This is a genomic window from Gemmatimonadota bacterium (assembly GCA_016209965.1).
GTDB lineage: Bacteria > Gemmatimonadota > Gemmatimonadetes > Longimicrobiales > RSA9 > JACQVE01.
Genome location: JACQVE010000350.1, coordinates 1 through 12,032, shown reverse-complemented (window position 1 = coordinate 12,032; position 12,032 = coordinate 1). Strand labels below are relative to the sequence as shown.

Here is a 12,032-nt window from a genome sequence, read left to right as displayed (position 1 = left end):
TTCCTGCACGGCGCTCCCAGCGCCGCGGAGCGATGCCCCTTGGTGTAATTGGCAACACGCCTGACTCTGGATCAGGAGAGTCCTGGTTCGAACCCAGGAGGGGCAATCCGGGGGGAGGCCGACTTGGAGAGGTGGCCGAGAGGCTTAAGGCGGCGCCCTGCTAAGGCGTTTGGGTCCAAAAGACCCTCGAGGGTTCGAATCCCTCCCTCTCCGCTCCCGCGCGCCGGGGCGCCGCAGTGTCGCACGAGGCGGATCTCGCCCCGGCCAGCAGCGGAACGGAACACACGGGACGGGTGGCCGAGTGGCTTAAGGCGCACGCCTGGAGAGCGTGTGGGCGGCTAAAACCGCCTCGTGGGTTCGAATCCCACCCCGTCCGCTCGACAGGGGCGCGGACGGCTCGGCAAACGGCTGCACAACAGCCAGGAGGAGAGACTCGGGGAGTAGCTCAGCCCGGTAGAGCACTGCGTTCGGGACGCAGGGGCCGCTGGTTCAAATCCAGTCTCCCCGACTGGTGCGGCGCGAGGGCGGCCCGGCACTCAGTTGAGGCATGCCAGCCGCATGGTTGACGTGAGGAACTGAGTGCCGGGCTGAGTGCCGGGCCGCCCTCGCGCCTCCCAACTCCGGAGGCGTAGTCCTAACTGGTAAGGCACCGCACTCGAAATGCGGCGGGCTTATGCCCTTGGGGGTTCGAGTCCCTCCGCCTCCGCTGGTGAAACACAACAACTTACGAGACAGAGCCGCCGAGCCCCGGAAGGCTCACCGGCTGTTTTTGTGCCGCAATTGTGCCATAGCACGGCACAAAAAAACTGGCGGCACCCCATAGCTCGGCTCTCCTACCTTCGGGCCTGGAGCGGGACCACGGCCGCCGGGGCTGGGTTCTGCTCGTGCAGCTGGGCCAGCTTCTCAACGCCTTCCATCATCTTCGAGACAGCGCGGGACGTGTTCGACCAAATGAAGCACACCTGGCAAGGCAGCCGCGAGGTCCTGCTGGCGCAGTTGGTGCAGATCGTCGAGCAATTCATCCGATCCGACCGTATTGCCATCTCTCCCCCGCTTTTCTATCAGGACGAACTGCGCCGCCGGCTGATCATCACGCTCAACATGTCGCGGGTCGTCCAGCATGTCTGGGAGGCAGTGCGGCAGGAGGGATTACGGATGCCTTGCCCGGGGAGGACCGCCCGGGGTACCATACGCGTATATACCAGGAGGCAGGTGGGGACCCCGTATACTTTTGGATCAAGGAGTGGCAGGAGTGCCCGCCGGAGGTCGTGCTAGGGATCTGTACACAGCTCCAACGCATCTTGGAGGCCAGGAGGAATAGATGAGCTTGCCGGCACACGTGAAGGCGACCATCACGCCCAGCATCATGGACGGGCAGCTCCTCTACGTTGCGTCGCTCGAAGAGATGCCAGGCGTTCTCGCCTCGGTGGACAAGCTGGAGGACGCCTTGACTGAGTTGCGCTCCGCGGTGGAGGAGATTCAGCAGAGAGTCGGGGGCGGCCCCGTCGAAATTGAGGAGCCACCGGTGGTGGCCTACCGGTGGATGATTTTCAGCTTGGGGACGGAGATCAACACGATCCGCCTCAACTACCCCTTCGACGTTCACGACCGCAGGGACATTACCCAGGAGCAGATGGCGCTGGGTGCGGGGTAACTGAAAAGCATAGCCCCCCACCCGACGAATCGCTCGTGGGGCATCCTGGCGCGTTTCCTACCGCCCCCAGGGCGCCACGGTACCGAAAACGGGTTTTCCCTTCGCTCGAACCCTGACTCTTGCGTGTACCGGGGTGGTGACGGGACCTGGGGGGCTGGCGGGTCGGCATCCGTCCCCGCGCTCGCATCGTGGCAGGCATCGGTACGGCGTGCAGCAGCCACCGCAGGACCCCGCCAAAGAGCGATCCCGCCTAGAACGGTTAAGGGCCGGGGGGGATGGGCTTCCTCCTGCAAAAAGGAGCGAGCAGGGACACGCATGGTAGAGCGCCCGTTAGTCACTCGCCCGCGTGCATTTGGGTAGCACAAGCCGAATGTTCACGCACAACCCGACTTGATGGGGCCTCGGGAATCATAGCCCGGCCGGGGGGGGTCGGTCGGTCGGTCGTGGCGCCGGCGAGGCGCGCCGGGGCGCGAGCGGAGGGCGCGACCGTGGGAGTGTGCGTGGCTGTGCGTTGCGGGAGGTGGACGAATCTCCAGGTCCGCCACCCCCGCCCGCGCGCACGCGCGTAGACCCTTAAACACACACCGACGCGCGATGGTTTGGTCACACACACCCTCACGCGGGGTGGGTGCGTAGCCGGGCCCGTAGCTCCGCGAGCGTCAGCGGTCGCGCTTCCGCAGGCTCAGCGGGAGGAGCCACGGGCTCAGGCTGGACCGTCGCCTCTGGCTCGCTGCGCAGCGTGCGTGCTAGTAGTCCCCGGGTGTACGCGCCCACACTCACGGGCCGGCCACGTCTCAGCGTCTCGCGCACGGCCGCCGCCTCGATCTCAGTCAGCAGCGTGCCGCTCAGCCAGACCGCCCGTCGCTTGGATGATCCCATGATCTCACCTCCTATGGGTCTCACGATCTCATGCATTCACGGTGCCCTGTCATCCATGAGAGACTGAACGCAACCCAGCCCACGGCGCGCGAAAGGTCGCACCACTGTGCCGTAACTGTGCCGTAACGGAGAGGGAAAGGCCGGGAAACCCGCCCGTGAGCCGGTCCCGGCCACGCCCAGGAAGCGGCGTCGTTCTGCGTTTTTGTACCGATGGCTACGTTTGGCGAGAGGTGCAGGGATGCACTCGAAATGCGGCGGGCTTATGCCCTTGGGGGTTCGAGTCCCTCCGCCTCCGCTACCTGGCAAGGCGTTGCGCGACATGGAGTTCCGTCGTGCAGCGCCTTGTGGCGTTTCTGGCCTCAGCCCGCGCCAGACAGAATTCGAGCGCGCGCAGGAACACAAGGGGGCCGTGCACTCCGTCCAGCGATCCATGATGCCAGGCGCCGCTTTGCAGGCGACGAAGCCGCACGCCTCGAATTGTGACTCGTGGCCGAGGTGAGGTGCGCCAATGATGGAGCAAGAACGGCAGGGGAGGCGAGACAGCGCGAGCACCACCGGGCGCTAGGACCGGTACTCTACGCCCTCGTAGATTTGGTCCATCGTGAGCTCGATTTCCGTGCAGGGGAACGGGACTGCCCCCTCCGTGCAGTCGGTGCGTCGCCACACCCCGTCCTCGCCCCGCCAGTGCCGCTCGACGCGCCGGCGGTCCTGGTCGACGATCAGGTACGCCATAAGCTCGGGGATCTGCTGGTAGGCCAGGAGCTTCTCCTGCCGGTCGATCCTCGCCGTGCCGCGAGAGGTCACTTCCACTACCACGCACGGGGCGGTCTGGATCGTGTCCGCCTCGTAGCCCGGGACGCAGACCACCATGACGTCGGGATAGTAGATGCGGTCCCGGGGGGTCCGAAGCTTCACGTCAGCGATGTAGACGCGACAGGGGCCGCCCCGCGCCGCGGCGCGCAGTGCGGCGGCGATGTTGAGCGCGATGAGGTTGTGGCGGGGGCTGACTCCGGCGAGCGCGTACATCTCGCCCGCCACATACTCGTGTTTGACAGCGCTCGCCTCCTCAAGCCCGAGGTACTCCTCGAGTGTCAGAGGGCCCGGGCGAATCAGGGGGCGCGACATGGTTCCAGTATAGCCGCGCGGATCGGCGCGGGGAAGGCGGAGCGGGCGGCAGGGGCGCTGGAAGACGACGTTGACGTGCTGACACGATGGCAGCTAACGTGAGAGGAGCATTGTCAAACGGCGTTTCAGGGGCTTGCGCCCCACCCGCCGGGAGGTCGTCCCGGCCGTCATCAGACCCAGCTCATGCTCCCTGCGGCCCGCGAGTCCGCCGTCGGACCGGGCCGGCTGGCTCGGTGGATGAGCCGCCGCGGAGGGCAGCGTGCGCCCGGGGTGAAGGAGCCCTTCCGGCTGCCCCACCGGCTCCTGGACGCTACGACGCTCCTCGCCGCGTTCCTACTCGTGGAAGCTGTGGGGAGGGCCTGGAGCTATGGGCGCGCCATGCCCGGGGTCGACTACTACCAGTACTGGGTCGCCGGGCAGGCGCTGGTGGAGTTCCCGGAACTGGACCTCTACGTGGAGGCGGATCGCCGCGTGCTGGCGGGCGTTTACGCTGGCAGGGCGGCGCGACCCGGAGCGTCGCGCGAGCATCGGCTCGCCGCCGCGTATCGCAGCGATCGCCTGGCCTTGAGCGGCACCCCTTTCCTCTACAGCCTTTTCGCGCCGCTGTTTTCGGGGGAGCGGAACTACAACGCGGACTTCGCCCGGTTCCGCGCGCTGAGCATGCTCTGCGCCGGCGTCAGCCTTCTGTGGCTCGCCCGCATGTGCCGCGTGTCCGGCCTCACCACGCTGTTGATCCTGGCGTCCTATTACCTGTGGTACGCGCCGTTTTACTCGGAGCTGACGGTCGGCAACGTCAACCAGATCCAGCTTGGTTGCGTGGCTCTGGCTCTCGGTCTGCTGCACGGCGCGGGATCGGCGAGACGACGACTGGCGGCCGGCGCGGTGATCGGCGCGACCGTGATGCTCAAGCCCAACATCGTGGTGGGGGCGTTGCTGCTGGGCGTGTTCTGGCTCGCCTCGCGCCGGTACCGGACGGCGGCTCAGGTGGCGTCGGGCGTCCTGTTCGGTGCCGCGCTGGCCGCGACCTATGCCGGGATCCGTTCCGGCGGAATGGGAATCTGGTGGGCGTGGCGCCACGCCCTGCGCTACGTCGTCACCGAGATCGACTACTCCCTGGGCGGGGGCAACATGGCCCTCAGCCGCGTCCTTTCAGAGCTCGCAGCCGTGCAGGCCGGCCCCGTGCTCGGCCTCGGGCTCGTCGGCCTCATCTCCGCGGGCGTGGTGCTGGCGGGGGCGCGGATCGCCGCTGCGCCGGGCGCGCCGCGGGACGTGGGCATCCCGGAGGTCCTCGTGTTCTTCTCGGGGATCAACGCGGGCCTGTTGGCCTCCCGCATCGTATGGCTTCACTATTTCGTGCTGCTGTATCCTCTGGTGATCCTGATCCTTTGTGCGCGGCGCGCCGGGTCCGGCGAGGACTACTTCCCGTGGCCGTGGCGCCTGGGGGCGCTGGTGACTCTGGCGGGGCTGGGCATACCGCCCGGTCCCCCCTTCCGGTACGCCGCCACGAGCGCCGTCGGCATGCTGCTGCTGTACGGCCTGTCCGTGGCGTGGCTGATGCGGACCGGACGCGGCAGAACCGTGGATGGCTGAGCCCGTAAGGCTGAGCATACTCGGTGGCGGGCCGGCCGGGCTCGCGGTGGGCTTCTATGCCCGCGAGCGAGGTCTGTCCTTCCAGATCTTGGAAGCGGCCGATCGGGTGGGCGGGAACTGCATCACGGTGGCGCACGGAGAATTCCTGTTCGACTCGGGGGCCCACCGCTTCCACGACAAGGACGCGGTCAGCACGGCGGACGTCAAACGACTCCTGGGTGAGGAGCTTCAGGAAGTCGACTCGCCGAGCCGAATCTTCCACCGCGGCCGGTGGGTCGACTTTCCACTCGCGCCGTTGAACCTGCTGGTGGCGCTGGGACCAGCCGCGTTCCTGCGGGCGCTGGCGAGCCTGGCCCGCGCCCGGATGCGGGCGGGCCGTCCAGACGCGGACTTCGAGTCCGTGGCCGTCCACACTTACGGCCGGTACCTCGCGGAGCGCTTGCTGCTCAATTATTCCGAAAAACTCTGGGGTGTGCCGTGCCGACGGCTGTCGCCGCGCCTGGCCGGCAGCCGGCTCGGGGGCCTGAGCTTCCGCTCCTTGCTGGTGGAAGCCGTGCTGGGGGCGAAGGCGCGGACGAAGCATCTCGAGGGCTCCCGCTTCTACTATCCGACGCGCGGATATGGTCGGATCTCGGAGCGCCTGGCGGAGGTCTGCGGCACCGAGCGGATCCGGCTGGGCGCGCGGATCACCCGCGTGCTGCACGACGGCCGCCGCATCGAGGCGTTGGAGGTCAACGGCGCGGAGCATCACGGCGTGGACCAGGTCGTATCGACACTCCCCCTGAACCTGCTGCTGAGGCTGATGGACCCGGCGCCGCCAGCCGCGACGCTCGCCGTGGCCGACAGTCTTCGTTTCCGCAGCCTGGTAGTGGTCGCACTGTTCCTGGCGGTGCCCTCGGTGACGGAGTCGGCAACGGTGTACTTCCCGGATCCCGAGCTGCCAATGACCCGGGTGTCCGAGCCGCGCAACCGCAGCCCGCAGATGTCGCCAGCGGGCCGGACCTCGCTGATCACGGAAGTGCCCTGCCAGTTCCAGGATGCCACCTGGCGCGCGACGGACGCGCAGATCGTGACGCGGATCTGCGAGGCGCTCGCGATCGTGGGCTGGGCAAGGTATGAGCAGGTGCTGGACGCGCGCGTCCTGCGCATCCCATTCGCGTATCCCATCCTCGAGCTCGGCTTCGAGGAGCGAGTCGCCAGCCTGCAAGAGTACCTCGCGAGTTTCGAGAACCTGCGGATCTCAGGTCGCAACGGCCAGTTTCAGTACGCGTGGATGCATGACGCGCTCCGCTTCGGCCGCGAGATCGTGGCGGAGTACACTTCGTCTTGATCGACGCGGGCGCCGGTCGCGAAGCGCGTTCCCGGGCGGCGCTCCTGTTCCTGGTGCCCCTGCTCACCTACCTGGCCTCCTACGCATATCTGGCGTGGTACCACGGCTCCGCGTCGCTGTGGAGCATCCCGGTGCACGAGAGCGAGCAGTACGGCCTGCTGCGAACCTCGCTGTACGCCTCGCACTTCCTGGGGCACGTGCCGGTCGACACCGTGCTGGCCTGCTGGTTCGTCGGGAGCTACTTGATGCTGGTGGGGCCGCCCGGCGTTCGCCGCGGCCCGATGGGCACCCGCTCACTCGCCGTTCTGTTGTGCGCCTTCCTGGCGCTGTGCCTGGCTCTGAGCCTGGCCGCCTTCGGCGTCGAGGACACCGTCGCCTACATCCTGCAACGCCGGCAGCGGGCGGGGGGCTACGCCGTGGGCGGGTCCTGGAACCTGCATCTTCCGAGCACCGTGCTCATGCTGCTCCTGATCCCGCCCTACCTGGCGGCGGCCGCGCACCTGCTGAGGCTTCCGCTGCGGCCCGGCGCAGCGGGCCGGGGGCTGCTCTGCGCCGGCGCAGGCCTGGTCGTTGCCATGACTCTGGCGGTGAATCTCCGGACACCCGCCCCGCTGGTCGGGCTCTGGTCGGACCCCCGCTACATGGCGCACAGCGTGCGCGAGCTGGCCACGTTCCCGCTGACGTACCTGCCCCTGCCGCTCGCGAGTTTCCACTGGATCGCACGCCGGCCCGATGCGCGGACCCCCGCGGACACCTACGGCCCGGCGCTCCTGGCGTGCGCCGCCCTGCTCGCGGTGTTCCTCGTCGGCTTCGGCCACCAGGTCCGGGTGTCGCTGGACGCCGGTATCCCCGCCATGGCCCAGGCCCCGGCATTCGCCAGGGGCGGATCACTGAGCGTGCCGTACCTGCTGAGCTCTCACTACTTTGAACACTTCCTGGACAGCATTTACTTCTGGTTGCTGTCTCTCTGGCTCTATGCTCGGGCCGCGGACCAGGCATGAGGTCAGGAGTTCCCCTAGGTCCTGCTCGACTCGCCTGCGGCGAATCGGGGCCAGCAGGCAGGGAGGAGGAGCGAAAGGAGCCCGATGACGATGTGGCGGACGCGGGACCTGAACGGGTTCACCCTGCTTTGCATTACTCCTCCCTCCACCTGCGAAGCTCCAGCCACGGGCCTCGCCAACGCAAGCGGCGTGCGCGAGCGCATGCCGACCGAGGCCGTGCGCATCTCGGCCGCTTCGCGCGCCCAGGAACCTTTTGCCCCGGCAGCCGGTATGCGGAGACTCGCTAACCGGGGCGCCGGGCGCAGCCCTGGATCGAGAGGGCCTGTGCTGCCTAGCCGATGCGCTGCCTCGCTGCTGCTGCTCCTTCTGGCAACCTACGCGCGCGGAATTTGCCAGGATGACGCGCGCCAGCACACCGTCGACTCCGGAGGCGCGGGACTGGAAGCAGCAGTGCGGTCTCGACCGAGCCAGGATGGCCCGCGGGAGTACACCGTCGATCCTTCCGCATCGCACATCTACGTCGTTACTCACAGGTCCGGGCTGCTCTCCTTCCTCGGGCACGAACACGCGATCATCCCTACCGATTGGACTGCCACGCTGTGCTTCGATGAGGCCGCGGCCGAGGCCTCCAGCGCAGCCTTCACCGTGAACACCCGCTCTCTGGTCATTGACTCTGCTCCTGCACGCGCGCTGGCCGGGCTGGGAGGCGGCCCGGGCGAGGAGGACGTGCGGGAGATCCAGGGGAAGATGCTCGATGAGGCGCACCTGGCGGCGGAGACGCACCCCCAGCTCCTGTTCGAGACGACTTCGGTCCAGCACGCGGGCCCAGGGCTGCTCACGGTACGAGGGCGACTGACGATTCGTGGGGTGACCAGCGAGGTGCAGCTCCCCGTGCGCATGGAATCGTCCGGGCCAGAAACCATACACCTCTCGGGCACGCTGCGAGTCCGGCAGAGTGCGTTCGGGATCCGGCCGGAATCGGTGGCGGGAGTAGTGAAGGTGGCCGACCCGGTGGATATCCACTTCGCGCTGCGCGGGACCGCTTCCGGCAGAATTTGCCCCGCCATACGGCGGTGAGCGCGCTCAGCCGTGCTCGCGGACCACGGCCAGGCCGTCGATCAAGGCACGCGTGACCTCCTCGTCCAGACGGGCAAACCGCTGGAGGGCAATCTCGTTGAGACAGGGGGTCGACTGTTCCAGGAGCTCCCGGCCCATGGCGGTGAGGCGGGCGGTCACATGCCGCCGGTCGTGGGGGCCCCTCGCCCGGCTGATCAGCCCCAGCGCCTCCAGCCGCGCCAGCAGCCGCGGCACATCCGGCACTATGTCGACGAGCCGCTCCCCGATGTCCCGCCCGCACAGTCCAGCCTCGCCCGCACCGCGCAGGATACGCAGCACATTGTATTGCCTGCGCGTAAGCCCGTAGGGCCTGAGCGCGTCGCCGAGGGCGTGGTCAAGCACGGCGGCCGTGCGCATGACGCTCACCAACGCCTCGAACTCGGGCCGCGCAAACGGCCGGGTCTGCTTGATCTCCTCCTGCAACGTTTGCGGCATGCGCCTCCGATGAATCCTTACATTTAGTTTAGAGCAGGGCCGGAAGGGCTGTGTCTGCTTTTACCCCCAAAGTGTGTGTGTGGCCGGGCAAGGTCAAGCTACCCCGAGGGGCCGCCACTGCGGGCCTGACCTGCTGCTTTCCGTGCTGCAGACTCCGCTTCGCTGGCTTCAGCGGATCCGCGCGGCGGCAACCCCGCCGGGCGGCCAAGCTGAGATCCGTACACCGCCGCCGCCAGCCTGTGCCCCGGAAATTCGCGGCAGGCCGCGCCCCGCCGTACTGCAGCTCCCTGACGAGTGCGGCACCGACGCCGCCTTTCCGCCTACGGTGTTTCTTCGGCTTTGTAAGGTTTTGGGGTCGAGCGGCATCTATATATATAGAGGCACGAGGTGGAGGGCGGTCGGTCTACGGCTGGGGACAGGTGACGCTTGAGTGAACGCCACTGGAGTGCCGCGCTGGTCGAGGCGGTCCGTGCGGGCGCCCCCGAAGCCCTGGACGAACTGTACCGGGCATACAGCCCGCTGGTGCACCGCCTTGCCTATCGCATCATCGGCTCGGCGGCTGATGCGGACGACGTGCTTCAGGACGTGTTCCTGGGCCTGCCGGAGGCGTTGCGAAGCTATGAGGGTCGCGCAGCGCTGGGGGAGTGGATCAGGCGGGTGGCGATACGGACGGCGTTGATGAGGCTGCGCAGCTACGAACGGCGCCGGGAGGACGCGTTGCAAGGGACAAACTACTCAGTGACGGACCGCTCGGTCGCGGGCATGGTGGACCGTCTGGCGCTGCAGCGGGCGCTGGACACGCTTCCAGAGGAATTGCGCGTGGTGTTCGTGCTGAAGGAGATGGAGGGCTACCCCCACGCGGAGATCGCCCACATCCTGGGCATCTCGAGCAGCCTGTCCGAGGTGCGGCTGCACCGCGCGAGAAAGTTGCTTCAGGAATACTTGGGGAGATGAGGCCATGCTGAGGCATCCGACGTTTCGGCAGCTCAACCGGTACGCTGATGGGGAACTGGGTGAGCCGCGGCGCGCCCGGGTCGCCGGCCATCTGGCCGGTTGCGCCCGCTGCCGCGGGACCGTCTCGTTCGTTCGAGAGTTGCGCGAGGCGGCGCGCACGCTGCCCGTTCCTGCTCTGCCGCAGGATGCGCTGGACCGCATCCGGGCGAGGCGTGCCGCGGGCGAGCGCGTGATCCTGCCGCTGGCCGACCCGCAGCCCGCGCGGCCGACCCGGATCTACGCGATCGCTGCCACCCTGGCGCTGCTGCTGGCCGGCGCGGTGGCGCTGCTGACCGTGCCCGAGCTCGAAGCGGAGAAGAGCGAGCTCCTCTTCTTCCCCGAGAACGCCCGGCCCGGCGAACTGGTGCGGGTCGATTACCGGAGCGGCGCGCTGCTGCGCGATCAGGACCGGCTGCTCCTCAGGGGCCGCTTCCGTACGGCCGGCGACCCGGCACATAATGAAGCGCTTCGCCAGCTCCCGGTCTCGGAGCTCGCGCCCGTGGGCGGGGGGCTCTACCGCGGGTCGTTCCGCCTGCCCGAAACCGCCGTGTACGGCGTGTTCGCGGTGGAGGACCCGGCGGGCGAACGGCTGGACAGCAACGGCCGCCGCCTCTGGGACCTGCTGATCCCGGCGCGGGACGGGCGCCCCGCCTTCGACGCGCTCAAGCAGCGCAGCTATGACCTGATTCCGCGCAACTGGGAGCTGGCCTTCCAGACCGCGCAGGAGCTGCGGCATTTGTATCCCGAGCGCGCCTTCGGCTGGTACCTGGCTTTTTCTTTCGAGCAGGCGGTGCGCAGCGCCGGTACCGGCGACAGCCTGACGGAAGCCCACCGCTCACAATTCCAGCGCTTCCACAGGCAGTTCTCCGGCCGGCGCGATTTGCCGCCCGATGAGCTGGCATCCATGTTCTTCTACGCCGTGCATCTGGGCGACTCGGCCGCCGCCCGCTACTGGCGGGAGCGCCTGGCCGGGGAAGCACCGGCGTCACCCGCGGCGGTTCAGGATCGCGCGGTTTCCATCGTCAACCGCAACGCGGAAAGCCCCGCTTCTCTTCTCGAAGAGCTGGAGCAGCTCTGGTCGCAAGCGCAGCCCCAAGAGCAGCTGGTAGTGCAGGGGCTGTCGGCCGCGCGCCAGCTCCGCGATCCCCGGCTGCTGCTCCGGTGGGCGGATCGCTACCAGCAGCTTCTGCCCTGGAAGTCCACCTGGGTGGGCTCGCTGCTCATGAACACTCCTGAGCTGCGCGCGGAAGGCGAGCGCCGCCTGCGCCGGCGCATCGAGCAGCTCCGGCAGGTGGAGGACGAAGCGCGGGCTCTCGACGTCTCCGTGGCCGAGTACCGGGCCCGAAGCGCTGCCGAGGCGCGCGCGGCCCTCGCCGCGCTGGGGGAGGGTCTGCTGGCCGCCGACCAGCCGCGCGGCGCCGTCCAGGCGCTCGAGTCCGCCGTCGCCACGGAATGGGACGCGCGCAGCTTTCGCAAGCTGGCGGAGGCCCGGCTCCTGGCAGGCGACACGTCGGCCGCGCTCGAGGCCCTGGCCCGCGCCAGCGTAGACCCGTCCGCACCCCGCGCGCTCGAGGATTCCGCCCGCCTGCTGGCCGGCCGTCACTTCGACGCGCGGCGCTGGGCGCAGTGGCTGGAGCAGGCCCGGCTGGACATGCGTTCGCGAATCCTGGCACGGGCCACCGCGCGCCCGGTTCGCCATGATCCGCGGCTGCAGGACGCGCTCGGCAACCCGCGCTCCTGGAGCCAGCTCACGGGTGAGGCGGTGACCGTGGTGGCCTTCTGGTCCCGGTTCTGCGCCCCCGCCCTCTGGCAGCTCGAGCCGCTCGAGCGACTGCACCGCGCCTTTGCGGGGCGCGGCATCCGGCTCTTGACCATCACGGCGGAACCGCCTTCCTTCGAGATGCGCAAG

11 protein-coding genes and 5 tRNA genes are annotated in these 12,032 nt (G+C 68.5%); 12 read left to right on the top strand and 4 right to left on the bottom strand.

From position 1 onward, the window contains the following. Positions 1 to 33: 33 nt before the first annotated feature. From HY703_13990 to HY703_13970, 5 genes are all read left to right on the top strand, one after another. Positions 34 to 106, top strand: a tRNA-Gln gene (locus tag HY703_13990). A 19-nt stretch (positions 107 to 125) separates the two neighbouring features. Further along, positions 126 to 213: transfer RNA gene (locus HY703_13985), tRNA-Ser, on the top strand. A gap of 74 nt (positions 214 to 287) precedes the next feature. Next, positions 288 to 376: transfer RNA gene (locus tag HY703_13980), tRNA-Ser, on the top strand. Between the two features lie 58 nt (positions 377 to 434). Beyond that, positions 435 to 508: transfer RNA gene (locus HY703_13975), tRNA-Pro, on the top strand. A gap of 114 nt (positions 509 to 622) precedes the next feature. Continuing rightward, positions 623 to 706: transfer RNA gene (locus HY703_13970), tRNA-Ser, on the top strand. A gap of 197 nt (positions 707 to 903) precedes the next feature. Here the strand turns inward: HY703_13970 and HY703_13965 are convergent. Beyond that, positions 904 to 1,122, bottom strand: coding sequence for a hypothetical protein (locus tag HY703_13965; protein MBI4546296.1), 219 nt, complete (start codon positions 1,120 to 1,122; stop codon positions 904 to 906). Between the two features lie 199 nt (positions 1,123 to 1,321). Between HY703_13965 and HY703_13960 the strand changes: the two genes are divergently transcribed. Further along, positions 1,322 to 1,654 (top strand): hypothetical protein, encoded by a 333-nt coding sequence (locus HY703_13960; GenBank protein MBI4546295.1) that lies wholly within the window; start codon positions 1,322 to 1,324, stop codon positions 1,652 to 1,654. A gap of 615 nt (positions 1,655 to 2,269) precedes the next feature. Here the strand turns inward: HY703_13960 and HY703_13955 are convergent. Further along, positions 2,270 to 2,533 (bottom strand): hypothetical protein, encoded by a 264-nt coding sequence (locus HY703_13955; GenBank protein ID MBI4546294.1) that lies wholly within the window; start codon positions 2,531 to 2,533, stop codon positions 2,270 to 2,272. Positions 2,534 to 3,094: 561 nt separating this feature from the next. Continuing rightward, positions 3,095 to 3,658: a Uma2 family endonuclease gene (locus tag HY703_13950; protein ID MBI4546293.1), complete on the bottom strand. Its 564-nt coding sequence runs from the start codon at positions 3,656 to 3,658 to the stop codon at positions 3,095 to 3,097. Between the two features lie 237 nt (positions 3,659 to 3,895). Between HY703_13950 and HY703_13945 the strand changes: the two genes are divergently transcribed. The 4 genes from HY703_13945 to HY703_13930 all read left to right on the top strand — a co-directional run bounded on the left by HY703_13945 (position 3,896) and on the right by HY703_13930 (position 8,656). Further along, positions 3,896 to 5,248, top strand: a complete 1,353-nt coding sequence (locus HY703_13945; protein ID MBI4546292.1) for a DUF2029 domain-containing protein — start codon at positions 3,896 to 3,898, stop codon at positions 5,246 to 5,248. After that, positions 5,241 to 6,578 carry an FAD-dependent oxidoreductase gene (locus tag HY703_13940; protein MBI4546291.1) on the top strand — a complete coding sequence of 446 codons (1,338 nt, stop codon included), beginning with the start codon at positions 5,241 to 5,243 and terminating at the stop codon, positions 6,576 to 6,578. The genes HY703_13945 and HY703_13940 overlap by 8 nt, the downstream gene beginning before the upstream one ends. Beyond that, a complete protein-coding gene (locus HY703_13935; protein ID MBI4546290.1) occupies positions 6,575 to 7,579 on the top strand; it encodes a hypothetical protein in 1,005 nt (334 codons plus the stop codon). The genes HY703_13940 and HY703_13935 overlap by 4 nt, the downstream gene beginning before the upstream one ends. A 324-nt stretch (positions 7,580 to 7,903) precedes the next feature. Further along, a complete protein-coding gene (locus HY703_13930) occupies positions 7,904 to 8,656 on the top strand; it encodes a YceI family protein (GenBank protein ID MBI4546289.1) in 753 nt (250 codons plus the stop codon). Positions 8,657 to 8,662: 6 nt separating this feature from the next. Here HY703_13930 and HY703_13925 read toward each other — a convergent pair whose 3' ends face one another. After that, the gene (locus HY703_13925) at positions 8,663 to 9,130 is read right to left on the bottom strand and encodes a MarR family transcriptional regulator (protein MBI4546288.1); all 468 of its coding nucleotides are present in this window, start codon (positions 9,128 to 9,130) and stop codon (positions 8,663 to 8,665) included. Between the two features lie 426 nt (positions 9,131 to 9,556). Between HY703_13925 and HY703_13920 the strand changes: the two genes are divergently transcribed. Continuing rightward, on the top strand, positions 9,557 to 10,084 hold the full coding sequence (locus HY703_13920; GenBank protein MBI4546287.1) for a sigma-70 family RNA polymerase sigma factor: 528 nt from the start codon (positions 9,557 to 9,559) through the stop codon (positions 10,082 to 10,084). Between the two features lie 4 nt (positions 10,085 to 10,088). Next, on the top strand, positions 10,089 to 12,032 hold a 1,944-nt coding region (locus HY703_13915), incomplete at its 3' end, for a zf-HC2 domain-containing protein (GenBank protein ID MBI4546286.1).

Coding starts and splice junctions, on each gene's coding strand:
- HY703_13940 (MBI4546291.1), top strand. CDS start 5,241: ATGGCTGAGCCCGTAAGGCTGAGCATACTCGGTGGCGGGCCGGCCGGG.
- HY703_13955 (MBI4546294.1), bottom strand. CDS start 2,533: ATGGGATCATCCAAGCGACGGGCGGTCTGGCTGAGCGGCACGCTGCTG.
- HY703_13965 (MBI4546296.1), bottom strand. CDS start 1,122: ATGCTGGACGACCCGCGACATGTTGAGCGTGATGATCAGCCGGCGGCG.
- HY703_13960 (MBI4546295.1), top strand. CDS start 1,322: ATGAGCTTGCCGGCACACGTGAAGGCGACCATCACGCCCAGCATCATG.
- HY703_13950 (MBI4546293.1), bottom strand. CDS start 3,658: ATGTCGCGCCCCCTGATTCGCCCGGGCCCTCTGACACTCGAGGAGTAC.
- HY703_13925 (MBI4546288.1), bottom strand. CDS start 9,130: ATGCCGCAAACGTTGCAGGAGGAGATCAAGCAGACCCGGCCGTTTGCG.
- HY703_13945 (MBI4546292.1), top strand. CDS start 3,896: ATGAGCCGCCGCGGAGGGCAGCGTGCGCCCGGGGTGAAGGAGCCCTTC.